This window comes from Catellatospora methionotrophica (genome assembly GCF_011297335.1).
GTDB lineage: Bacteria > Actinomycetota > Actinomycetes > Mycobacteriales > Micromonosporaceae > Catellatospora > Catellatospora methionotrophica.
In genome coordinates this window covers 1-22,471 of sequence record NZ_JAAOTJ010000026.1, presented here as the reverse complement: position 1 = coordinate 22,471, position 22,471 = coordinate 1, and the positions used below count along the sequence as shown (strand labels likewise).

Sequence of the window (22,471 nt, the reverse complement as noted above, 5' to 3'; positions counted from 1 at the left end):
CGAAACCGCGGTTCCCGCACCGACGTCGGTTAAGAAGGTGCCCTTCCTTGCTCCTCGGGGCGGGTGGTGGCGAGGATGACGGCGGCCAGCAAGGCGGGGTTGTCGCTCATCGGGACGTGGCCGCAGCCGGGCAGGATCACGTGGCTGGCCTGCGGGAGGCGGTTGCGGGCGATAGCGGCCTGGCGGGGCGGCAGGATCCGGTCCCGGTCGCCCCACGCGATGGTGACCGGCACTGACGGTGTGCCCCGGAACTCGTAGCCGCGGGCGGCGGCCCGTGCCGCCGAGCGGAACCCGGCGCCGGTTCGCAACGCCAGCGCGTCGGCGAGTGCGCGTTCGGGGGCGAGGCGGCCGGGGTGGCGCATCAGCATCGCGAACGCCAGCGCCCGCGTGGCGGACGGGCGCATGTTGGCGCGTACCACCGGCTGCGGCAGCAGCGTGCCCCAGCGCATCGCGGTCAGCACGGTCAGCGCGTACCGCACGTGCCAGCGGGTCCAGAAGCCCGCCGGGGCGATCGCGGTCGCGGAGGCGGCCAGACCCGCCGCGGCCAGTTCCAGGGCGATCGCGCCGCCGAGGCTGTTGCCGGCCACATGCGGGCGGTGCAGTCCCTGCTCGCCGAGCCACTGTGCGACGGCGGCGACGGTCTGCGGCATGTCGGCGGGCATGCCGTCCGGCGGCACCGGCGAGCGGCCGAAACCGGGCAGGTCGATGGCGATCACGTCGTGGTGGTCGGCGAGTGGGTCCAGCACCGGCTCCCAGGCCCGCCAGTGGTGGCCGATGCCGTGGATCAGCACCAGCGGCTCGCCGGAGCCGCGGCGCTCGTACGCCACCTCGATGCTCATGCCAGCTCCTGCCTGGCCGCGCGGCACGGCCGCGGGCCGACGGTCATCGCGCATCCCCGCGCGCCGACTCCGCGCTGTGCGTGCCGAAGGACCGGCCCAGCGCCGCGACCTCCCGTTCCAGCTGCGGCACCAGGGACCCCGAGCGCCGCCGGACCAGCCGGTCGCTGAGCGCGCTGTTCACCACCGTGCGCAGCAGCTGCACGCCGCCGATGGCGCGCGGCACGTAGACGCGCCTGCGCCGCCGCTCGACGCCGCGGACGAACGCCGCCGCGCACTGCTGCACGGTGCTGGTCGAGCCGACCGGCCACGGCAGGCCGCGCAACGCGGCGCGAAACGACGGCAGGTCGTCCTTGGCGTCGCGGACCAGGTCGGTGTCGACCCAGCCGGGGTGGGCCGTGCCGACACCGACACCGTGATGGGCCAGCTCCAGCCGCAGCGCGTTGCCGAAGTGCTCGACGCCCGCCTTCGCCGCGCAGTACGCCGACATGCCCGGCAGCGCCGTGAACGCCGCCGTCGACGACACCAGCAGGTAGTAGCCGCGCGCGGCGATGACCGGCGCGGCGGTGGCGGCGGCCGTGCGCATGACGCCGATCAGGTTCACCTCGACGGTGCGGGCCAGCGCCTCGACGTCGCCGGTGGCGACCGTGCCCAGGCCCGCGATGCCCGCGTTGGCGATCACGGCGTCGATGCGCCCGTACGCCCGCAGCGTTCCGGCGACGGCCCGCTCCAGCGCGGCCGAGTCGGTGACGTCGGCTTCGAACCAGGCCGCGTCCAGCCTCTGCGACAGTTGCCGCAGCCGGTCGGGTTCGAGCCCGACCAGCGACAGCCGCGCGCCACGGGCGGCGGCCAGGCGGGCGGTGTGCTCGCCGATGCCCCGGGCCGCTCCGGTGATCAGGATGACCCGGTCCCGCAATCCGTCCTTCATCTGCGCTCCTCGGCGACGGGGGTGCGGGCCGGCACCGGCCGGTAGGCGGCGGCGTCGAAGCGGCGTGTGCGCAGCCAGTACGACCAGGTGTAGCCGGGCCACAGGGTGGAGTTGCGGCCGCTGGCGTCGAGGTACCAGCTGCGGCAGCCGCCGCTGGTCCAGACCGTGCCGTCCATGCGGCGGTCGACGTCGGCGTTGTACGCCCGCTGCGCGTCCGGCAGCGGCTCGATCGCGCCGGTGCCGGTGGCGTCGAGATGGCGCAGCGCGCCGAGCAGGTACGTGATCTGGCACTCGATCATGAAGACGACGGAGTTGTGGCCGAGCCCGGTGTTCGGGCCGAGGAGCAGGAACAGGTTCGGGAAGCCGGTGACGGCCATGCCGCGGAAGGCGTACATGCTGCCCGCCCAGTGCTCGGCCAGGGTGCGCCCGTCCGCGCCCCGGATCGCCCGCGCCATCGGCAGGTCGGTGACGTGGAAGCCGGTGCCGAACACGATGGTGTCGGCGGGATGCTCACGGCCGTCGGCGGTGACCACGCTGTCGGCGGTGACGCGGGTGATCGGCTCGGTGACCACGTCCACGTTGGCGCGGCCGAGCGCCGGATAGAAGTCGCTGGACAGCAGCACCCGCTTGCAGCCCATGGTGTACGACGGGGTCAGCCGCTCGCGCAGCACCGGGTCGGCGACCGCGCGGCGCAGGTGACGGCGGGCCATGTGCTGGCCGAGCCGCATCAGCGCGGGGTGCAGGAACGCGGTGGCCTGGAGTTCGCGGCCCCAGTACACCCCGGCCCGCACCAGCCAGTGGGTGAACGGCGCGGCGCGGAACAGCCGCCGCTCCAGCGCGCTGATGCGGCGGTCGCGGCGCGGCAGCACCCAGGCCGGGGTGCGCTGGAACAGCGTCAGCGCCTCGACCTGCGGCGCGATCCGGGGCACGAACTGGATCGCCGACGCCCCGGTGCCGATCACGGCGACCCGCCGCCCGGTCAGGTCGAGGTCGTGGCGCCAGCGCGCGGAGTGGAACGTGTCGCCGCGGAAGCCGGCCAGGCCGGGAAGGTCGGGAAGGGACGGTTCGGTGAGCGGGCCGCCCGCCGCGACGAGGATCTGTGCCGTGTACGGCCCGTGCGAGGTTTCCAGCCGCCACAGCCGGGCATCGCCGTCCCACGAGGCCGCGTGCACCTCGTGCCCGAGTCGCAGGTGCGGGCGCACCCCGTCGGCGCAGCGGCGCAGGTAGGCCCAGATCTCGGGCTGTGGCGAGAAGCTGCGGCTCCAGCCCGGATTGCGGGCGAAGGAGAAGGAGTACATGTGCGAGGGCACGTCGCAGGCGCAGCCGGGATAGGAGTTGTCGCGCCAGGTGCCGCCGACCTCGTCCCCGCGGTCGAAGACCAGGAAGTCGTGATACCCCGCGCCACGCAGCCGGAGCGCGGTGCCGATGCCGCCGAACCCGGCGCCGATGATCGCGATGCGGGTATGGCGACCCGCGTCGTCGCTGCTCACGGCTGACCTCCTCCGTGGTACCGCCGGGTACCGGCCCCTGTCCGAGAAATTACCATCGGGTAACAGGGTGGGGAAGGCCCGAAACCGATACGAGCCACCGGTACAGTCTCCACCCAATCGACCACGCCCGACCAGCGGAGGAGCTTTGGCCGCCCCGACCCGGACGCCCGAGTCGGTCCGCCGTGACCTGACCACGGCGCTCGCCGCCTGCGTCGCCGAGAAGGGTTACGCGTCCACCACCATCGCCGACGTCGTGGCGCTGGCCAGGGTCTCCAAACGCACCTTCTACGAGCACTTCGCGGCCAAGGAGGAGTGCCTGATGGCACTCTACGAGCACGTCTGCGACCGGCTGATACTGATCATCCGGGCGGCGGCCTCCGGTGACCAGCCCTGGCCGCAGCGCATCTCCGACGGCGCGGCGGCGTATCTCGGCGCGCTGGAGACGATGCCCGCCTTCACCCGGACCATGCTGATCGAGGTGCAGGCGGCCGGGCACCGGGCGTTCATGCTGCGCCAGCTCACCCTGCAGCGTTTCGCGGGCACGCTGGTGGACCTGGTGGAGGTGGGCCGGCTCAGCGACCCGGACCTGCGGCCGCTGTCGCAGGGGCAGGCGCTGGCCATCGTCGGCGGCATCAACGAGCTGCTGCTGCACGCGATCGACCCGTACACCGGTGCGGCCGGTGAGGACGTGCAGGGCCGGTTCGCAGCCCTGCACTCCGACGTGGTCACATTGATCTCGGCCGTGCTCAACCACCGTCCCTGAAACTTTCACCCGCTGGTCAACGCATAGATGTCCGGTGTTGTGTCGTGCTTGTTTCGTGTGCGACGATGACCGTGTTCGCGTGGGGAGCACACGCGATTTCATCGCCGAGGGCACCCGGTCTCGCACCGGGACGGCGTTGTCACGGACCGCGTTCCGGTCGTCTGCGTTCACCTCAGTTTCCGCCCGCCGGGCAGGGCAATCCGCACCACCTTCGTGGCGCCCCGGCGCGGCCCTCCTGTCGGCCGTTCTCCGTCGGCGTCCACACCGGATCCCTGTCCGGGGATCCGGCCACGGCCCAAGGAGAAGGCAATGAGATTCCCGATCAGGCTGTCCGGAAGGCGCAAGATCATCGCGCTGACCGGCGCGAGCACCCTGGTGTTCGCCGGCCTTGTCACGATCCCCGCGGCGATCGCGCACGCCGCCCCCGGTTGCGACATCGCGTACACCACCAACGACTGGACCGAGGCCCCCGGCAGCGGCGGCTTCACCGCGTCCATCACCGTCAAGAACACCGGCGACCCGATCACGAGCTGGTCGCTGAAGTTCGCGTTCCCGGCCGGGCAGACCTACACCCAGGGCTGGTCGGCGAACTGGAGCGCGTCCGGCGCCAACGTGACGGGCACCAGCCTGTCCCACAACGGCAGCCTCGGCACCGGCGCGTCGACGAGCATCGGCTTCAACGGCCGCTGGTCCGGCAGCAACCCGAAGCCGACCGCGTTCACGCTGAACAACGTCGCCTGCACCACCGGCGGGGTGACCCCGAGCAGCAGCCCCAGCACCCCGCCGAGCCCGAGCACCAGCCCGAGCCCGCAGACCCGCTCGATCATCATCTCGCCGTCGGCGGTGAGCGTCGCCGAGGGCAGCAGTTCGTCGGTGACGGTGAAGCTCAGCGCCGCGCCGAGCGCCAACGTGACGGTCGCCCTGGCCCGTAGCGGCGACACCAGCATCTCCGCGCCGTCGTCGGTCACGCTGACCCCGTCGAACGCGGTCGCGGGCGTGAGCGTCGCCATCGCGGCCGCCGAGGACAGCGACCAGACCAACGGCACCGCGACCGTGGCGGCGTCCGCCTCGGGCTACACCGGCGCCTCGCTGGCGGTGACCGAGATCGACAACGACATCACGCAGAGCGGCAAGGTCGACAACCCGTACTCGGGGGCGCGTGGCTACGTGAACCCGGAGTGGTCGGCGAAGGCGGCCTCGGTGTCCGGCGGCAGCCGGGTGTCGAACCTGTCCACCGCGGTGTGGCTGGACCGGATCGCGGCGATCGCGGGCACGTCGGGCAGCAGCTCGAACGGGTCGATGGGCTTGGCCGACCACCTCGACGAGGCGCTGCGGCAGGCCAACGCCGGTTCAGGTCCGCTGACCGTGCAGTTCGTGATCTACAACCTGCCGGGTCGTGACTGCTCGGCGCTGGCCTCCAACGGCGAGCTGGGCGTGGACGAGCTGCCGCGTTACAAGTCGGAGTACATCGACCCGATCGCGGCGATCATGGGTCAGGCGAAGTACGCGTCGCTGCGGATCGTGGCGATCATCGAGATCGACTCGCTGCCGAACCTGGTCACGAACCTCAACATCGCCAAGTGCGCGACCATGAACTCCAACGGCGGCTACGTCAAGGGCGTCGGCTACGCGCTGAACAAGCTGGGCGCGATCAGCAACGTCTACAACTACATCGACTCGGCCCACCACGGCTGGATCGGCTGGGACACCAACTTCGGCCCGACGGCGCTGAAGCTGAAGGAGGCGGCCGTCGCCGAGGGCAGCACGGTCAACAACGTGCACGGGTTCATCACCAACACGGCGAACTACTCGGCGCTGGTCGAGCCCTACTTCACCATCAACACCTCGGTCGGCGGCACCACGGTGCGCCAGAGCAAGTGGGTCGACTGGAACTACTACGTCGACGAGCAGTCGTTCGCGCAGGCGTTCCGCACCCGCCTGGTGTCGGAGGGCTTCAACTCCAACATCGGCATGCTGATCGACACGTCCCGCAACGGCTGGGGCGGTTCGGCGCGCCCGACCGCGGCGTCCACCTCGACCAGCGTGGACACGTTCGTCAACCAGTCGCGGATCGACCGCCGTATCCACGCCGGCAACTGGTGCAACCAGTCCGGCGCGGGTCTGGGCGAGCGTCCCCGGGCCAACCCGGCGACCGGCATCGACGCCTACGTGTGGGTCAAGCCTCCGGGCGAGTCCGACGGCTCGTCGTCGCTGATCCCGAACAACGAGGGCAAGGGCTTCGACCGGATGTGCGACCCGACGTACACCGGCAACCAGCTCAACGGCAACAACCTGACCGGCGCCCTGCCGGACGCCCCGATCTCGGGCGCGTGGTTCTCGGCCCAGTTCGCCCAGCTGATGGCGAACGCCTACCCGCCGCTCTCGTAACCACCTGAATCAGAGGAAGGGCACCTTCCTGACGCCCAGGCGTCAGGAAGGTGCCCTTCCTTGCTTCTGGCGAGTTGCGGCGCGGGCGGGTCAGCGGCCGGTTCCGGAGCGGGGGCCGCTGTCGGCCTCGTCGCCGCCGCGACCGGGGCGAGGTCCGCCGTTGCCACCGGAACCGCCGCCGTCGTCGTCCGACCCGTCGTCGCCGCTGTCGCCGTCGTCGTTCCCGTTGCCCCCGTCGTCGTTCCCGTTGCCCCCGTCGTCGTTCCCGTTGCCCCCGTTGTCGTTCGCGTTGTCGTCGTCATCGTCGTCATCGTCGCCACGGCCGGGACGGTCGTCGCCGTCGTCGTCATCGTCGTCGTGGGCGTCGCCGTTGCCGTCGTGCGCCTCGTCGCGCGGCTCGGTGGGCTCGGTCTTCTCCGGCTCGGGCGAGAACGCCGACGTGCGCAGCGGGGCGGGGAAGTCCTTGACCTCCAGGCCCTGTGAGCCGGTCGCCAGGGTCGCGGCGACGGCCCGGTACACCTGCGACAGCACCGCCGCGCCGACCGCGTCGGTGGGCGTGTCCGGGTTCGCCGCGATCGCGGCCGCCGCGAGCTGTGGGGTGTACGCCACGAACGACTCGGTCATGTTGTCGGTCGAGCTGCCCGTCTTGCCGGCCACCGCACGCCCGCCGAGCAGCCCCGACACCGCCTGGGCCGTGCCGCCGTCGCACCGGCCGAACGCCCCGTCCTGCCCGACCGGGCAGCGGGCCGCGTCGGTCGCCGCGCGGGCGACCTCCGGCGTGATCGCGGGCGCGCACGTGCTCTTGGCGATGTCGAGCGGCCGTCCGGTGCCGTCGGTGACCGCGGCGACCGGCAGCGGCGTGCAGTAGACGCCGTCGGCGGCCAGCGTCGCGTACGCGTTGGCGAGGTCCAGCGGCGTGGTCAGCGAGACGCCCAGTACGAACGAGCCCCAGCCCGCCGCGTCGGAGGCCGCGTGCGAGGCGTTGTCCGGGTGCCGGAGCTTCACGCCCAGCCGCTGCGCCATCTCGATCGTCTTGTCCGCGCCGACCTGCTGCTCCAGCCAGACGAAGTACGTGTTGACCGAGCGGCCGAAGCCGGTCCACATGTCGCGCTCGCCGTCCATGTAGGCCGGGTTGGCGTTGCGGGGGCACCAGAATCCGTCGCAGCTGGCCGGGCCGGGCGCCTCGGGCCAGGCCGTGACGAGCTTGCTGGGCGCGTCGAACCTGGTGTCCAGCGTCTTGCCCGCCTCCAGGGCGGCCAGCATCGTGAACATCTTGAACGTCGATCCGGCCTGGTAGCCGTGGATGCCGTTGCCGCCGGCGACGAGCTGGTTCATGGTGTTGCCCGCGCCGGTCGCGGCGCTGTAGCGGCGGTTGACCGCCAGGGCGAGGACCTTGCCGGTGCCGGGTTCGACGACCGCCATCGGCAGGGCGCGTTTGTTCGTGTACCCGTACACCTTGGTGATCTGCGCCTGCGCCGCGTTCTGGATCTTCGGGTCGAGTGTGGTGACGATGCGGTAGCCGCCCTGGCGCAGCGCCTGCTCGCGGTCTTCGGCGGTGTCGCCGAACGTGTCCTGGTCACGCCACCAGCTGCGGAAGTAGTCGCAGAAGAAGCCCCAGCCCTGGCGCGAGGCGGTGCAGTCGTTGGGGCTGGAGCCACGCTTGACCACCGGGGTGCTCGCCTTGGCCGCCTCGGCCTGCGCGGCGGTGATCGCGCCGGTGCCGGTCATCGCGGTGAGCACGTAGTCGCGCCGGGCCAGGGCGCGCTCGATGCCGCCGTTGAGCGGGCTGTCGGCCTCGGGCGACTGGAGCAGCCCGGCCAGCAGCGACGCCTCGCTCAGGGTGAGCTGCGCGGGGTCCTTGGAGAAGTAGGTGTGCGCGGCGGCGTAGATGCCGTACGCGCCGGAGCCGAAGTAGGCGATGTTCAGGTAGCGCTCGAGGATCTGGGACTTGCTCAGCTCCTTCTCGACCGCCAGCGCGTAGCGGGCCTCGCGGATCTTGCGGGTGGGCGTCTGCTCGGTGGCCTCGGCGCGCTCCTGCGTCGACAGTGACGGGTCGCTCTTGAGCACGTTGCGCACGTACTGCATGGTCAGCGTGGACGCGCCCTGGGAGACGCCGCCGCTGGCCCCGTTGGCCACCACTGCCCGCAGCACGCCCTTGAGGTCCACCCCGTGGTGGGAGTAGAAGCGGGCGTCCTCGGCGGCGACGACGGCCTGCGGCACGACCGGGGCCACCTCGGCCAGCGTCACGTCGCGCCGGTTCTCGTCGTAGAAGGTGGTGACGACCGTCTTGCCGTCGTTGGCGTACAGGTAGCTGGCCTGCGCCGTGGTGGGATGCTTGAGCACCTCGGGCAGGGTGTCGTAGGCGGGTGCGGACTTCTCCACCGCCCAGTTGGCCAGCGCGGCGGCGGGCATCGCACCGGCGGCGACCACGGCGCCCGCCATTACAGCGAACAGCGTCAGTCGAGTCATCCGGTTGAGCTGCGGCATCGCGGCACCTTCGGGGGAGAGGGCGGGGGTGGTCAAGACTGCCCGGAGATCTCCGTTCTGCCAGTATTTGTGGCGTGCATCTCATCTGAAAAGGGGCATATTCTGGCCGGTCGTGCGGTCTTCCTGTGGGTGAGCGTCGGAGGTGATCCGGAAAACAGCGTGGCACTACCCGAAATATCGTTGCGCCGCGTATAGTTGAACCGTCACGTAAAAAGCTTCGCCCCAACCGGAAGGCACTGACATGACCACGCTGAACACCCGCACCTGGAACGGCCTCACCATCCCCGCGCCGGGCACCTACGCCATCGACCCCGCGCACACGCGCGTCGGCTTCGTCATCAAGCACATGGTCGTCAGCAAGGTACGCGGCTCGTTCAAGGACGTCGCCGGCGAGATCGTCATCGCCGAGGACCCGCTGGCCTCGTCGGTCAACGCCGTCGTGCAGACCGCGAGCATCGACACCGGTGTCGCCGACCGTGACAACCACCTGCGCACCGGCGACTTCCTCGAGGTCGAGAAGTACCCGCAGCTGAGCTTCCGCAGCACCGGCCTGCGCGCCGTCTCGGGCGAGGACTTCACCCTCGTCGGCGAGCTCACCATCAAGGACGTCACCAAGACGGTCGAGCTGGCGCTGGAGTTCGGCGGCGTGAACAAGAACCCGTGGGGCCAGGAGCTCATCGGCTTCACCGCCACCACGGAGATCGACCGCGAGGAGTTCAACGTGACCTGGAACCAGGCGCTGGAGACCGGCGGCGTCCTGGTCGGCAAGACCCTCAAGATCGAGATCGAGGGCGAAGCCACCCGCCAGGCCTGAGCCCGTACGGGCTCCGCGCGGCCGCGACCGGACCTGGACGTCCCGCCCCGAAGGTGCTTGGGGGAGCACCCGGGAGCGCGTGGACGTCCAGCGGGTCGCGTCCGGGCGTGCCCGGACGTCACGCGTGGCCGCGCGTCGCGTCCGGCGATCGGGGAACCTGCCGCCCACCCGTCTCCTCGGGACGGCAGGTTCCCCGGCACGTTTCACGGCGGTGCGCACACCCGCCCCGGCACCCGGCCCCGTCGCAGATGCGAGGGGTAGATTCGCCCCATGACCGCATTTCGGATCGGGGAAGCGGCGGAACTGCTCGGCGTCAGCGCGGACACCGTACGGCGGCTGGTCGACTCCGGCCGCCTGCGGGCACAGCGCGACGAGCACGACCACCGGATGGTGGCCGGGGCGGACCTGGCGGCGTATGCCCGCGCCCAGGCCGACGACCCCGACGGCCGCGCCGACCGCTCCTCGGCCCGCAACCGGATGCGCGGCATCGTCACCGCCATCGTCAAGGACACCGTGATGGCCCAGGTCGACATCCAGGCGGGCCCGTTCCGGGTGGTGTCGCTGATGAGCCGCGAGGCCGTCGAGGAACTCGGGCTCGACGTGGGCAGCGTCGCCGTCGCCGTCATCAAGTCCACCAGCGTGGTGGTCGAGCGTGACTGACCCGCGAACGGCGGTCGGCCCAGGCCCGACCGTCGGCGGGTGGCCCGCGGGCCGCGCCCTGCTGTCGGCGCACCTGGTCGTCGAACGGCCAGGCTTCCGGCTTGACGTCACCCTGTCGGTGGCTCCCGGCGAGGTCGTGGCACTGCTCGGGCCCAACGGCGCCGGCAAGACGACGGCACTGCGCGCGCTGGCCGGGCTGCTGCCGCTGCACGCCGGGCGGCTGCGGCTGGGCGAGGAGGTCCTCGACGACCCGGCCGCCGGGCTCTTCACCCCGCCCGAGCACCGCCGCGTCGGCGTCGTGTTCCAGGACTACCTGCTCTTCCCCCACCTGTCCGCGCTGGACAACGTCGCGTTCGGCCCGCAGGCGCGCGGCGCGTCGCGCAAGGCCGCCCGCGCCGAGGCGGCCCGCTGGCTGGCCCGCGTCGACCTGTCCGCGCTGGCCCGGCAGCGGCCCCGGCAGCTGTCGGGCGGGCAGGCCCAGCGGGTGGCGCTGGCGCGGGCCATGGCGGTCAGCCCCGACCTGCTGCTGCTCGACGAGCCGCTGGCCGCGCTGGACGCCCGCACCCGGATGGAGACCCGGGCGCGGCTGCACCACGACCTGCGTACGCACGAAGGCGCGACGCTGCTGGTCACCCACGATCCGCTCGACGCGCTGGTGCTCGCCGACCGCCTCGTGATCATCGAAGACGGCGTGATCGTGCAGGAGGGCGACGCCACCGAGGTCACCGCCCGGCCGCGCACCGAGTACGTGGCCCGCCTCGTCGGGCTGAACCTGTACCGGGGGAGCGCCGACGGGCACACCGTCACACTCGACGGCGGGTTCACGATGGTCGCCGACGACGAGGTGCACGGCGACGCGTTCCTGGCCTTCCCGCCGTCCGCGGTCGCCCTGCACCCGCAGCGCCCCGCCGGCAGCCCCCGCAACACCTGGGCGGCGACCGTCGTCGGCGTACTCCCGCACGGCGACCACCTGCGCGTGGAACTGGGCGGCCCGATCCCCGCCGCCGCCGAGATCACCCCCGCCTCCGCCGCCCAGTTGGGCCTCCTCCCCGGCACCGAAGTCTGGGCCGCCGTCAAGGCCACCGAAACCCGCGCCTACGCCTACTGACCCGTGCCGCCTCCCACGCCGCCCGCGCCCGCGCCGCCGCCGGGCCGTTCCGGGGCGCGCCGCCGGGCTGTTCCGGGCCGTCGCTGCGCTGTTCCGCGCGACGCCGCTCGTAGATCACTGTTTGCGGTCAAAAAGTGGGGTCGGACCGCACTTTCTGACCGTAGACAGCGATCACGCCGCCCGACCCCGACCATCCCGGTGGGGAAGGGCACCTTCCTCTACCGTGGCGATGGGAAGGTGCCCTTCCTTCGGGTCAGACCTGGGCGAGGTAGGCGGGGGACGGGTGACGGGTGACGGCGGTGATCACCCCGGCGTCGCGGACGTCCTGCTCGATGAGCGAGAAGGGGTCTCCGGACGGGGCGGTCAGCAGGCTCAGCGGGGTGCGCATGGACACCTTCGCCGCGGACTTCGCGCGGCGCACCGCCTCGATCGCGGCGGTCGCGGCGGCCAGCGGGGCGGGGTCGCCGGCCGCGCCGTCCAGGTCGGACGGGGTGGGCCAGCCGGCGGCGTGGATCGAACCGGGCTGCCACCACGACCAGGCCTCCTCGGTCACAAACGGCAGCACCGGGGCGAGCAGCCGCAGCAGCACCGACAGCGCGGTGCGCAGGGCGAGCCGCGCCGAGTCCGCGCCCTCGGGGCCGTGCTGGCCGTACGCGCGCTGCTTCACCAGTTCCAGGTAGTCGTCGCAGAACAGCCAGAAGAAGCGCTCAGCGGCCTCCAGGGCCCGGCTCTGGTCGTACGCGTCCAGGGCCGTGGTCGCCTCGGCGATCACCGGCTGCAGCGCGCCCAGCAGGGCCCGGTCCAGCGGCTCGGTCACCGCGGCGGCCGGACCGGGTTCGCCCAGGCCCAGCACGAAGCGCGTCGCGTTCAGGATCTTCATCGCGAGGCGGCGGCCCACCCGCATCTGCCCGGTGTCGTACGCCGTGTCGGCCCCCGGCCGGGCCGCCGCCGCCCAGTAGCGCACCGCGTCGGACCCGTGCTCGGCCAGCACGTCCAGCGGCGTGACCACGTTGCCGACCGACTTGGACATCTTCTTGCGGTCCGGGTCGAGGATCCAGCCCGCGATCGTCGCCGTACGCCAGGGGAGCGTGTCGTGCTCGGTGTGCCCGCGCAGCACCGTGGCGAACAGCCAGGTACGGATGATCTCGTGGGACTGCGGGCGCAGGTCCATCGGGAACACCCGGGCGAATAGGTCGTCGTCGAAGCCCCAGCCGCCGGCGATCTGCGGCGTCAGCGAGGACGTCGCCCAGGTGTCCATCACGTCAGGGTCGGCGGTGAACCCGCCGGGCCGGTTGCGCTGTTCCTCGGCGTACCCCGGCGGGGTGTCCGAACTGGGGTCCACCGGCAGCGCGTGCTCGCCGGGCGTGATCGGCCGGTCGTGGTCGGGCAGGCCGTCGGCGTCCAGCGGATACCACACCGGGATCGGCACGCCGAAGAAGCGCTGGCGGCTGATCAGCCAGTCCCCGGCCAGCCCGTCCACCCAGTGCTCGTAGCGGGTGCGCATGTGCGCGGGCTGCCAGGTCAGCTCCTGGCCGCGCTCGCGCAGCCGGGCGCGCAGCGCCTCGTCACGCCCGCCGTTGCGGATGTACCACTGCCGGGTCGACACGATCTCCAGCGGCTTGTCGCCGCGCTCGTAGAACTTCACCGGGTGCGTGATCGGCTCCGGCTCGCCGAGCAGTTCGCCGCTGTCGCGCAGCAGCGCGGTGATCCGCTCGCGTCCGGTGTGCACGGTCGCACCCGCCAGGCCCGCGTAGGCCGCCCGGCCGTCCTCGGACAGCCCCTCCGGGGCGTCGGGGGCGAACCGGCCGTCGAAGCCCAGCACCGGCCGGATGGGCAGGTCCAGCTCGCGCCACCAGATCACGTCGGTGGTGTCGCCGAACGTGCACACCATCGCGATGCCGGTGCCCTTGGCCGGGTCGGCCAGCCGGTGCGCCAGCACCGGCACCCGCGCGCCGAACAGCGGCGTGCGCACCGTGCTGCCGAACAGCGGCCGGTAACGCTCGTCGTCCGGGTGCGCCACCAGCGCCACGCAGGCGGGCAGCAGTTCCGGCCGCGTCGTGGCCACGGTGATCGGCTCGGCTCCGGTCCCATCCGGGTGGAACACCAGCCGGTGGTACGCCCCCGGGCGGTCCCGATCCTCCAGTTCGGCCTGCGCCACCGCGGTCCGGAACGTGGTGTCCCACAGCGTCGGCGCCTGCGCCGGGTAGGCGTCCCCGCGCGCCAGCGCCCGCAGGAACGCCCGCTGCGACACCGCACGGGCCCGCGTGCCGATCGTCGTGTACAGCAGCGACCAGTCCACCGACAGACCCACCACCCGCCACACGTGCTCGAACGCCACCTCGTCCTGCGCGGTCAGCCGCTCGCACAGCTCGATGAAGTTACGCCGCGACACCGGCACCTGCTGCCTGCCGGGCTTGTCGGGCGGCGTGTACCCAGGGTCGTACGGCAGCGACGGGTCGCAGCGCACCCCGTAGAACTGCTGCACCCGTCGCTCGGTGGGCAGCCCGTTGTCGTCCCAGCCCATCGGATAGAACACGGCCCGCCCGCGCATCCGCTGGTAGCGGGCGATCATGTCGGTCTGGCTGTACGAGAACACGTGCCCCACGTGCAGCGAACCGCTGGCGGTCGGGGGCGGGGTGTCGATGGCGAACACGCGCTCGCGGGGTGCGGCACGGTCGAAGCGGTACACACGCTCGGATTCCCAGCGCTGTGCCCACTTGTCGGGCAGACCGTCGATGGTCGGCTTGTCCGGAAGGCTCATGACCTCACCTCGGTGGGGATAGGCGCCCGAACGCGAGAGAGGCTGGGTGACCGCCACGCGCCCTGGGGCGCGGCGATCGAAGGATTACGCGCGGCCCGAGTCGGCTACGCGTACTACGAACGACATGGGGAGCGCGTGGGTCATGGCTCCTCCTTCGTTGTCGTCCGGTGGTGTCGATGGTAACCCGCCGGGTGCGCCTACGTCGCATCGATACCGCCGGGCGGGTCGACGCTGGCTGTCGGGATGACCCGGGATCGTCTTTGTGGCGGTTGTCCACGGGTGGGGCTGTTGTTACGGTCCGTTTTCGCTGATCGCGGCTCGGCGATCGGCCCACCCTGACCAGAAGGAAACCTCTGTGACCACGACGACGGCGACCGGCAGCAAGTCCTGGCTCGTCACCCTGCTGCTCTGCTTCTTCCTCGGCGCCCTGGGCGTGCACCGCTTCTACGTCGGCAAGATCGGCACGGGCATCCTGATGCTGGTCACCTTCGGCGGCCTGGGCCTGTGGGTGCTGATCGACTTCATCATGATCCTGATCGGCAAGTTCTCGGACAAGCAGGGCCAGGCGCTCGCCAAGTGAGCTGACCCCCCGCCCGCGCGGTGACGCGGGCGGCAGCCGGCCCCTCGCGCCCGACGGCGCGGGGGGCCGCCGCTGTACTCTGACTGTCTTGTGACCACCTCTGACCTGGCCGACGCTCTCGGCGACGGGCGCCGCATGGCGCGCATCACCACGTTCCACCCCCGTCGCGGGCGGGTGAGCACACGCCACGAGGACGCGCTGACCAGGCTGTGGCCGCGCTACGGCGTCGACATCGCCGAGCCGTACCCGCCGCTGGACACGACCGCCCTGTTCGGCCGCCGCGCCCCGCTGGTGCTGGAGATCGGCTCCGGGATGGGCGACGCGACCGCCGCGATGGCCGCCGCCGACCCCGGCCGCGACTACCTGGCCGTCGAGGTGTTCCCGCCCGGCCTGGGCAACCTGCTGGCCGTCGTCGAGGAGCGCGAGCTGGCCAACGTACGGGTCGCCCAGGGCGACGCGCTGAACCTGCTGCAGCACATGCTCGCCCCCGGCAGCCTGGACGCGGTGCACGTGTACTTCCCCGATCCGTGGCCCAAACTGAAGCACCACAAGCGCCGCCTGATCCAGCCCGACAACGTCGCCCTGCTGCGCACCCGCCTGGCGGTCGGCGGCGTTCTGCACTGCGCGACCGACTGGGCCGCCTACGCCGAGCAGATGGCCGAGGTCCTGAACGCCGCCGACGGCCTGGCCAACCTCCACGACGGCTTCGCCCCCCGCCCCGCCCACCGCCCCGTCACCAAGTTCGAGCGGCGCGGCCTGGCCGCCGGCCGCCAGATCTTCGACCTCCTCTACCGCCGCACCTCCTGACGTCTGCGCGACCCCGGTTTCTCGTGGACGCGGGTGAGGGCGGAGCAGCGGCTGCGTGGAGGTAAGTTTCTTCATTGAGTTGTTACTTGTAGATTGTCGACGGGATTGATGTAAGTTCATTAATGTTTGGCCACCTGATCCTCTTCCTTCGGGAGGTTTCGCATGGTGGCTACCGCCACTCCTCTGCTGCGCCGTGCCACGGCGTTCGCGGGCGGCGTCGCGCTGACTCTCGGCGCGTTGTTGTCCGTGCCCACCGCTGCTCAGGCGAGCACCGACTACGGCCCGGCGGCCTGGGTGCCTGCGAGCACCAGTAACTACACCAACGCCAGCCGCGAGTCCGACTACAACATCAACTACGTGGTCATTCACACGGTCCAGGGCTCGTACACGAGCGCGATCAACTGGTTCCAGAATCCGGCCGCGCAGGTCAGCGCCCACTATGTGGTGTCCAAGGGCGGCGCGGTCACCCAGATGGTGCGCGAGGCCGACGTGGCGTGGCACGCGGGCAACTGGACCTACAACACGCAGTCCATCGGGATCGAGCACGAGGGCTACGTGGAGCAGGACGGCTGGTACACCGAGGCGATGTACCAGGCGTCGGCGGCCATCGTTCGCAGCGTGACCAGCAAGTACGGCATCCCTCGGGACCGGGCCCACATCATCGGCCACAGCGAGGTCCCCGGCGCGACCCACACCGACCCCGGCAACCGCTGGAACTGGTCGTACTTCATGCAGCTGGTCAACGGCACCACGCCGCCGCCGTCGTGGACGTCGACCGTGGACAACACCACTTCCGGCCGGTTCACCGCCTCGGCCAACTGGGGCACCTCGACGTACTCGTCGCAGAAGTACGGCGCGGACTACCGGTACGCCAACCCGCAGGCCGTCTCGGACGCCGCCTGGTACAAGTTCAACATCCCGGCGACGGCCAGTTACCGGGTCGAGGTCTGGTATCCGGCCAACACCGGCTACAACGCGACCACGCCGTACATCGTCGCCGCCACCGGCGGCAACCAGACGGTGGTGGTCAACCAGCAGGGCAGGGGTGGCGTCTGGGTGAACCTGGGCACCTTCAGCCTCGCCGGGGGCGACTACAACGCCGTCGGGGTGAGCCGCTGGAGCGGCGGCGCGGGCTACGTCATCGCCGACGCCGTGAAGCTCACCCGCGTCTGATCCACGCCGGCTCGTCACCGTGCCCGCGCCACCATGGTGGCGCGGGCACGGTCGTGTCCTCCCGTGTACGCGGATGCGGATCATCGTGCGGCCTGCTAGGCTCCTGCGCATGTACATCTGAGCGTGATCCCCACGCCCGCGCTCCGAGCGCGGCGAGCGTGCCGCGCCGGTCTCCGGGCCCGCGCCGTCTGATCCGTCTTGACCCACGCCCCTGCCCGTTCCGGCAGGCGTCGGCGTGCCCGCATCCGTAGGAGACATTCATGCGTGAAGATCACAGCTCGGAGACCCCCGCCGCGGACGAGTCCGCCGAGGAGGTCGAGCAGCAGCCCATGAACCGCGCCGAGCGCCGGGCCAAGGGCAAGAAGACCCAGCAGCAGGCGTTCGGCAAGCAGGGCGTCACGCCCAAGTCGAGCCAGGGCCACGGCCCGCGGCTGTGGGCCAACCGCCGCGCCGGCTGAACCCCGCCGACCCGATCCGCCGACCCGGCCGCACCTGCGGTCCGGGCCGGCGGATCTTTCTTTGTCGGTGCCCCTGCCTACACTCCCGCGGCATGACGATGCAGACCATTGTGGACCGTCTCACCCGGGCGGGTGGCAGATGTCCGGCCTCGTGACACACACCGAACTGCTCGACCGGGTGGCCCGGTCGGCGGACGCCGGCGACTTCGACGCGGCCGCGTCGTCGCTGGTGGCGCTGCGGCGCTCGGGCGGCGCGGCGGGCGGCGACGGGTTGCGGCCGCTGCTGGACCTGGCGGCGGGGCTGCCGCCCGCGCACCTGCAGGCACTGCTGCGGGCGCTGCTGCGGCTCCGGCGAGCCGACCGTGGCTGGCACGCCGACAGCGTGATCGGTGCACTGTGCCCGCTGCTGCCCGGCGAGCTGCCCCCGGACCTCGTCGCCGAGCTGCTGGCCTTCGCCGAGGACAGCTCGTACGACATACCGGTGATGACGCTGGCCAAGCTGGTCGCGCTGCACCTGCGCCACGCCCCGCTGCCGCCCGCGGTGCTGGCCACCGTCCGGCGGCGCGAGCGGGAGAGCCTGTGGCTGCGGGAGCTGGCCGCCACGGCGGCGGCCCGCTCGGCACGGTGACGCCGGCCGCCCGGCGGCGATCAGGGGCGGGCCGCGGGGGACCGCCGCCGGTCGGTGCACACCGGGGGCGACATGACCGTGCGGTCGGCGCTGTAGGCCAGCGTGACGGTGACGCAGTAGTCGCGGTCCTTGTCGAAGCCGGGCAGGGTGACCGTCTCGGTCCCGGCGGGCAGCGACTGCAGCGCGCGCATCGGCTGCCCGGCGGGCGCGGCCGACAGCACCACCGCCGCGGTCGCGCCGTCGGGGTAGGACCAGGTGATCCGCAGCCGGGTGCCCAGGTCGGCGACGGCCAGCCCGGTCACCGGCGGCGGCGCGGACGGGGCCGGTCCGCTCGGCGAGGCGGCGGGTGACGGCGACGCCTCATCCGGGCCGCTCCCGGTGGCCAGGATGAACGTGCCCACCAGCGCCACGATCGCGACCACCGCGGCGACCACGGCCAGCGCCGCGGCCCCACCGCCACGCCTGCGCCGCGCGGCCGGTGGCGTACGCGGCGGCGTGAGCAGCCCCGGCGGCGGTGTCGTCGCGATCGGATACGCCGGGTCGACGGGCACGTACGGCCGCCCGGCGGGGCGATACAGCGGGCCGGCGGGCTGGCCGGGGTCGGTGTCCTCCGGGCCTGCCGCCGCGCGGTCGCGTTCCCGGCCGTGGCTGTTGCGTGCCGTCTCCCGCACGGGCGAGCCGGACCCGGTCCGGTCGCGCGTGGCTCGTCCGTCGCCGGCCGGATCCCCGTTCAGCTCGCGGCGCCCCCGGCCGGAGCCACCTTGGCCGAGCAGGTCGTCGAGGCGGGCGTCGGTGTCGTCGTGGCGGGGCGGCGGAGCGCCCGCCGGGCGCGCACCCCGGGCGCGGGTCTGCCGGGCCGGGTCGTCGTAGCGTTCGAAGATCTCGTCGTCGGGCCACTCGCCCGGCTCGGCGGTGCGCGGGGCGGGCTGGTGCGGGCCGGGGATCAGGTCGTCGGCGTGCGGGATCAGCACCGGCAGCACACCCGGCCCCGGATCGTGCGCGCGTCCGGCCTCGTCCTCGGACGGCGCGGTGCCGCAGCGGTGCTCGGTGCGCGCCGGAGCCTGCGCCGCGGCCTGCAGCAGCCGGTGCACGTCGTCGGCGGCGGGCAGCACGGCAGCCTGTTCGCGCGCTCTGGCCAGCAGGTCGTGGGCCTGGTCGAAGTCGCCGCAGTCGCGCCACATGCCCGCCAGCCGGATGGTCATGCGCAGGTTGACCGGGTGCCCGGGGCCGTGCCGGGACACGTGCGCCGCCAGCACCTCCGACAGCTGCCGGCGCCCCTCGGCGCAGCTGCCGCGCGCGTGTTCCACGACGGCCGCGTCGGCCCGCGCGGACAGCGTGCGGTCGGCGTCGGGCCCTTCGGTGGCGGACAGGTCGTCGATCAGGTCGCGGTAAAGGTCGCCAGCGCGGTCGAGCGCGCCGGTGCGGTGCATGCAGACGGCCAGCACCCCGAGCGCGTGCAGGGTGCGCCGGTCCAGGTCGCCGTGCAGGGCCTGGGCGGCGGCGTGGGCGTACGCCGCCCAGCTGCGCGCCGCGTGCGGCTCGCCCAGGTGCAGCAGCACCCCGGCGTACAGCGCGGCGGTGTCGGCCTCGGCCGTGTCGGCGTGCCGCGGATCCTGGTGAGCCAGCGCGAGCTGGTCACGCAGCAGTTGCTGGGCAGCCGGGAAGTCGAGCCGGCTCACCAGCTCGCGGGCACGCGCCAGCCGTCCCCCCTCAGGCATGGGACTCATCGTGCCTGCTTCCGCACCATCTGTGAAGCCCTGAGGTTCCTTCAGGCGCGGCGGTGGCGGGGTCGTGCGGCACCGTCCGAAGCGGACGGCCAATAGGGATTCCGGGTCTTGTGACCTAGGCCACACGGACATTACCCTTCGGTAACCGCGTGCCCGCGCGGTGGTTCGTACCCCCTTATCCGCGTTTTCCGTACCCCCCGGAAGGCAGGCACCCATGCGTCTCGCGCGTCCGTCCCTCGCGCTCGCCGCCGCCCTGGCCGCGGTCGTCCTGTCGGCGAACCCGGCAGCAGCCGCGACCGGCCCCATCCCCAACTCGATGGCCAGCATGGGTGACTCGATCACCCGAGGCTTCAACGCCTGCGGCTGGTACGTCGACTGCACCGCCCGCTCGTTCAGCACCGGCAGCTACGCCTCGGTCAACAGCCAGTACCGGCGCATCCTGGCCAAGAACAGCGCCGTCGACGGCCGCAACTACAACGACGCCAAGAGCGGCGCGAAGGCCGCCGACATGCCCGGCCAGGCGAACACCGTGGCGGGCCGCAACGTCGACTACGTGACCATCCTGATCGGCGCGAACGACGCCTGCACCGGCTCGGAGTCGAGCATGACCTCGGTGACCGCGTTCCGGGCGTCCATCGACACGGCGCTGACCACGCTCAAGACCCGCCTGCCCGGCGCGCGGGTCGCGCTGATCTCCATTCCGGACGTCAAGCGGCTGTGGGAGGTCGGCAAGGGCTCCTCGTCCGCCCGCAACACCTGGTCGCTGTTCGGCATCTGCCAGTCCCTGCTGGCCAACCCGACCTCCACCGCGCAGGCCGACGTGGACCGCCGCGACCGGGTGCGCCAGCGTGTCGTGGACTTCAACACCCAGCTCGCGCAGGCGTGTGCCGCGTACGGGGCGAACTGCGACTTCGACGACAACGCGGTGTTCAACTACCCGTTCGCGCTGTCGCAGGTGAGCACCTGGGACTACTTCCACCCGAACACGGCCGGGCAGACGGTGCTGGCCCAGATCTCGTACGCCGCCGGCCACAACTGGTGAGCTGATCGGACCGGGGGCGCTCCGCGGGGTGGAGCGCCCCCTCCGCCGTGCCAGAATCGACAACACTCTTTACTGTTAACCGTCTTTAACTTAATGTGGCATCCAAGCTCATGAGCGTCCGACCGTCCCACAGCTCGCCGTCGGGCGACGTGCTCCCCGCAGCCGTCGCCCGCCGCGCGCTACCTCGAAAGGACCACCGCCTCATGAGAAGGTCCCTGCGGGCCGGGCTCGCCACGCTCGGCGTGGCGCTGCTGGCCGGCGCACTGTCCCTCGTCGCGTCGTCGCCGGCCCACGCCGCGACCGCGACGTTCACCAAGGTCTCCAGCTGGGGCTCCGGATACGAGGGCAAGTTCACCGTCACCAACAACACCTCGTCCACCATCACCAGCTGGAACGTGCAGTTCGACCTGCCGTCGGGCACCACCATGGGCGTGTTCTGGGACGCCGTGGTGACCACCTCCGGCCAGCACGTCACCGCGACCAACGTCGGCTGGAACGGCACCCTGGGCGCGGGCGCGTCGACGACCTTCGGCTTCAACGCCAACGGCTCGGGCAACCCGACCAACTGCACCGTCAACGGCGCGAGCTGCGGTGGCGGCACGCCGCCGAGCTCGTCCCCGCCGCCCGCGGGCGTGCCGGGCAAGCCGGGCAACCCGTCGGTCACCTCGGTCGCCAACACCAGCATCTCGCTGAGCTGGGGCGCGTCGACCGGCACGGTCACCGGCTACCGGGTGTACGAGGGCAGCACCGTGCGCGCCACCGTCACCGGCACGTCGGCCACGCACAGCGGCCTGGGCACCTGCACGGCGCACACGTACACCGTGAAGGCGTACAACAACGCCGGTGAGTCCGTGGCCAGCAACAGCGTCACCGGGACCACGACCGGCTGCCCGACCTCGAACTTCAAGGGCGCCGCGCCGTACTACTACGTCGGCTGGGGCAACCCGCCCGCGCCCGCCACGGTCATGAACGCCACCGGCATCAAGTGGTTCACCATGGCCTTCATCCTGTCCGGCGGCGGCTGCACGCCCGCCTGGGACGGCAGCCGGCCGCTGCTCGGCGGCGCCGACCAGTCGACCATCAACGCGATCCGGGCCGCGGGCGGCGAGATCGTGCCGTCGATCGGCGGCTACAGCGGCAACAAGCTCGGCCCGAACTGCTCCTCGGCGGCCGCGCTGGCGGGGGCGTACCAGCAGGTCATCAACGCGTACAACCTCAAGGCGATCGACGTCGACATCGAGAACACCGACGAGTTCGAGAACGAGGTCGTGCAGGACCGCATCCTGGGCGCGCTGAAGATCATCAAGCAGAACAACCCCGGCATCAAGACGATCATCACGCTCGGCACCACGACCACCGGCCCGAGCTGGTGGGGCACCCGCCTGATCAACCAGGCGGCGGCGCTCGGCGCGAACATCGACATCTTCACGATCATGCCGTTCGACTTCGGCGGCGGCGCGAACATGTACCAGAACACCGTCAACTCGGCGGTCGGCCTGAAGAACGCGCTGAAGACGGCGTTCGGCTGGAGCGACGCCACGGCGTACTCCCACCTGGGCATCTCCGGCATGAACGGCCTGTCCGACCAGCAGGAGCTGACCAGCACCGCGACCTGGACCCAGATCCGCGACTGGGCCAACGCCAACGCCATCGCCCGCCTGTCCTTCTGGGCGGTCAACCGCGACCGCGGCTGCGCCGGCGGCGGCGTGGTCTCCAACTGCAGCGGCATCGCCCAGCCCGACTGGGAGTTCACCCGCATCACCGCAGGCTTCACCCGCTAACCCCCCCACCCCCCCCCCCCCCCCCCCCCCCCCCCCCCCC

At 72.1% G+C, this 22,471-nt stretch carries 18 protein-coding genes; 12 read left to right on the top strand and 6 right to left on the bottom strand.

Annotated features, from left to right (window positions below):
• Positions 1–29 precede the first annotated feature (29 nt).
• From HAV40_RS33920 to HAV40_RS33910, 3 genes are read right to left on the bottom strand one after another with little or no spacing between them, the layout of a single operon-like run.
• Positions 30–839 carry an alpha/beta fold hydrolase gene (locus HAV40_RS33920; protein WP_166388384.1) on the bottom strand — a complete coding sequence of 270 codons (810 nt, stop codon included), beginning with the start codon at positions 837–839 and terminating at the stop codon, positions 30–32.
• A 43-nt stretch (positions 840–882) separates the two neighbouring features.
• Positions 883–1,764, bottom strand: a complete 882-nt coding sequence (locus tag HAV40_RS33915) for a short-chain dehydrogenase/reductase (RefSeq protein WP_166388383.1) — start codon at positions 1,762–1,764, stop codon at positions 883–885.
• On the bottom strand, positions 1,761–3,254 hold the full coding sequence (locus HAV40_RS33910; RefSeq protein ID WP_166388382.1) for a flavin-containing monooxygenase: 1,494 nt from the start codon (positions 3,252–3,254) through the stop codon (positions 1,761–1,763). The genes HAV40_RS33915 and HAV40_RS33910 overlap by 4 nt, the downstream gene beginning before the upstream one ends.
• A gap of 145 nt (positions 3,255–3,399) precedes the next feature.
• Between HAV40_RS33910 and HAV40_RS33905 the strand changes: the two genes are divergently transcribed.
• Positions 3,400–4,017 (top strand): TetR/AcrR family transcriptional regulator, encoded by a 618-nt coding sequence (locus HAV40_RS33905; RefSeq protein WP_166388381.1) that lies wholly within the window; start codon positions 3,400–3,402, stop codon positions 4,015–4,017.
• Between the two features lie 309 nt (positions 4,018–4,326).
• Complete coding sequence (locus tag HAV40_RS33900; RefSeq protein WP_166388380.1) at positions 4,327–6,405, top strand: glycoside hydrolase family 6 protein; 2,079 nt, start codon at positions 4,327–4,329, stop codon at positions 6,403–6,405.
• Positions 6,406–6,495: 90 nt separating this feature from the next.
• Here the strand turns inward: HAV40_RS33900 and HAV40_RS33895 are convergent, their stop codons facing one another.
• Positions 6,496–8,892: a transglycosylase domain-containing protein gene (locus HAV40_RS33895; RefSeq protein WP_203671783.1), complete on the bottom strand. Its 2,397-nt coding sequence runs from the start codon at positions 8,890–8,892 to the stop codon at positions 6,496–6,498.
• A gap of 241 nt (positions 8,893–9,133) precedes the next feature.
• Between HAV40_RS33895 and HAV40_RS33890 the strand changes: the two genes are divergently transcribed.
• The 3 genes from HAV40_RS33890 (at position 9,134) to HAV40_RS33880 (ending at position 11,474) form a co-directional block, all read left to right on the top strand.
• On the top strand, positions 9,134–9,706 hold the full coding sequence (locus tag HAV40_RS33890) for a YceI family protein (RefSeq protein WP_166388379.1): 573 nt from the start codon (positions 9,134–9,136) through the stop codon (positions 9,704–9,706).
• Between the two features lie 270 nt (positions 9,707–9,976).
• Entirely contained in the window at positions 9,977–10,366 is a 390-nt protein-coding gene (locus tag HAV40_RS33885; protein ID WP_166388378.1) for a TOBE domain-containing protein, read from the top strand.
• Positions 10,367–10,424: 58 nt separating this feature from the next.
• A complete protein-coding gene (locus tag HAV40_RS33880; RefSeq protein ID WP_203671795.1) occupies positions 10,425–11,474 on the top strand; it encodes an ABC transporter ATP-binding protein in 1,050 nt (349 codons plus the stop codon).
• A 253-nt stretch (positions 11,475–11,727) separates the two neighbouring features.
• On the opposite strand, the gene valS is transcribed toward HAV40_RS33880, so the two are convergent.
• Entirely contained in the window at positions 11,728–14,235 is a 2,508-nt protein-coding gene (gene valS / locus HAV40_RS33875; protein WP_166388376.1) for a valine--tRNA ligase, read from the bottom strand.
• A 355-nt stretch (positions 14,236–14,590) separates the two neighbouring features.
• On the opposite strand from valS, the gene HAV40_RS33870 reads away from it, so the two are divergent.
• The 5 genes from HAV40_RS33870 to HAV40_RS33850 all read left to right on the top strand — a co-directional run bounded on the left by HAV40_RS33870 (position 14,591) and on the right by HAV40_RS33850 (position 17,881).
• Positions 14,591–14,815: a TM2 domain-containing protein gene (locus tag HAV40_RS33870; protein WP_203671775.1), complete on the top strand. Its 225-nt coding sequence runs from the start codon at positions 14,591–14,593 to the stop codon at positions 14,813–14,815.
• 135 nt (positions 14,816–14,950) lie between these two features.
• Positions 14,951–15,622 (top strand): tRNA (guanosine(46)-N7)-methyltransferase TrmB, encoded by a 672-nt coding sequence (gene trmB, locus HAV40_RS33865; RefSeq protein WP_166388419.1) that lies wholly within the window; start codon positions 14,951–14,953, stop codon positions 15,620–15,622.
• A 162-nt stretch (positions 15,623–15,784) separates the two neighbouring features.
• On the top strand, positions 15,785–16,795 hold the full coding sequence (locus HAV40_RS33860) for a golvesin C-terminal-like domain-containing protein (RefSeq protein ID WP_166388374.1): 1,011 nt from the start codon (positions 15,785–15,787) through the stop codon (positions 16,793–16,795).
• 260 nt (positions 16,796–17,055) lie between these two features.
• Positions 17,056–17,253: a hypothetical protein gene (locus HAV40_RS33855; protein ID WP_166388373.1), complete on the top strand. Its 198-nt coding sequence runs from the start codon at positions 17,056–17,058 to the stop codon at positions 17,251–17,253.
• 139 nt (positions 17,254–17,392) lie between these two features.
• Positions 17,393–17,881 (top strand): hypothetical protein, encoded by a 489-nt coding sequence (locus tag HAV40_RS33850; RefSeq protein WP_166388372.1) that lies wholly within the window; start codon positions 17,393–17,395, stop codon positions 17,879–17,881.
• A gap of 20 nt (positions 17,882–17,901) precedes the next feature.
• Here the strand turns inward: HAV40_RS33850 and HAV40_RS33845 are convergent, their stop codons facing one another.
• Positions 17,902–19,599 (bottom strand): hypothetical protein, encoded by a 1,698-nt coding sequence (locus HAV40_RS33845; RefSeq protein WP_166388371.1) that lies wholly within the window; start codon positions 19,597–19,599, stop codon positions 17,902–17,904.
• Between the two features lie 223 nt (positions 19,600–19,822).
• Between HAV40_RS33845 and HAV40_RS33840 the strand changes: the two genes are divergently transcribed.
• On the top strand, positions 19,823–20,650 hold the full coding sequence (locus HAV40_RS33840) for a GDSL-type esterase/lipase family protein (protein ID WP_166388370.1): 828 nt from the start codon (positions 19,823–19,825) through the stop codon (positions 20,648–20,650).
• A 203-nt stretch (positions 20,651–20,853) separates the two neighbouring features.
• A complete protein-coding gene (locus HAV40_RS33835) occupies positions 20,854–22,431 on the top strand; it encodes a cellulose binding domain-containing protein (RefSeq protein WP_166388369.1) in 1,578 nt (525 codons plus the stop codon).
• Positions 22,432–22,471 lie beyond the last annotated feature (40 nt).

Excerpts from the sequence above, each read along its gene's own strand:
- HAV40_RS33920 (WP_166388384.1), bottom strand. The coding sequence starts at position 839 with ATGAGCATCGAGGTGGCGTACGAGCGCCGCGGCTCCGGCGAGCCGCTG.
- HAV40_RS33915 (WP_166388383.1), bottom strand. The coding sequence starts at position 1,764 with ATGAAGGACGGATTGCGGGACCGGGTCATCCTGATCACCGGAGCGGCC.
- HAV40_RS33900 (WP_166388380.1), top strand. The coding sequence starts at position 4,327 with ATGAGATTCCCGATCAGGCTGTCCGGAAGGCGCAAGATCATCGCGCTG.
- HAV40_RS33895 (WP_203671783.1), bottom strand. The coding sequence starts at position 8,892 with ATGCCGCAGCTCAACCGGATGACTCGACTGACGCTGTTCGCTGTAATG.
- HAV40_RS33890 (WP_166388379.1), top strand. The coding sequence starts at position 9,134 with ATGACCACGCTGAACACCCGCACCTGGAACGGCCTCACCATCCCCGCG.
- HAV40_RS33885 (WP_166388378.1), top strand. The coding sequence starts at position 9,977 with ATGACCGCATTTCGGATCGGGGAAGCGGCGGAACTGCTCGGCGTCAGC.
- valS (WP_166388376.1), bottom strand. The coding sequence starts at position 14,235 with ATGAGCCTTCCGGACAAGCCGACCATCGACGGTCTGCCCGACAAGTGG.
- trmB (WP_166388419.1), top strand. The coding sequence starts at position 14,951 with ATGGCGCGCATCACCACGTTCCACCCCCGTCGCGGGCGGGTGAGCACA.
- HAV40_RS33860 (WP_166388374.1), top strand. The coding sequence starts at position 15,785 with ATGGTGGCTACCGCCACTCCTCTGCTGCGCCGTGCCACGGCGTTCGCG.
- HAV40_RS33855 (WP_166388373.1), top strand. The coding sequence starts at position 17,056 with ATGCGTGAAGATCACAGCTCGGAGACCCCCGCCGCGGACGAGTCCGCC.
- HAV40_RS33850 (WP_166388372.1), top strand. The coding sequence starts at position 17,393 with ATGTCCGGCCTCGTGACACACACCGAACTGCTCGACCGGGTGGCCCGG.
- HAV40_RS33845 (WP_166388371.1), bottom strand. The coding sequence starts at position 19,599 with ATGCCTGAGGGGGGACGGCTGGCGCGTGCCCGCGAGCTGGTGAGCCGG.
- HAV40_RS33840 (WP_166388370.1), top strand. The coding sequence starts at position 19,823 with ATGCGTCTCGCGCGTCCGTCCCTCGCGCTCGCCGCCGCCCTGGCCGCG.
- HAV40_RS33835 (WP_166388369.1), top strand. The coding sequence starts at position 20,854 with ATGAGAAGGTCCCTGCGGGCCGGGCTCGCCACGCTCGGCGTGGCGCTG.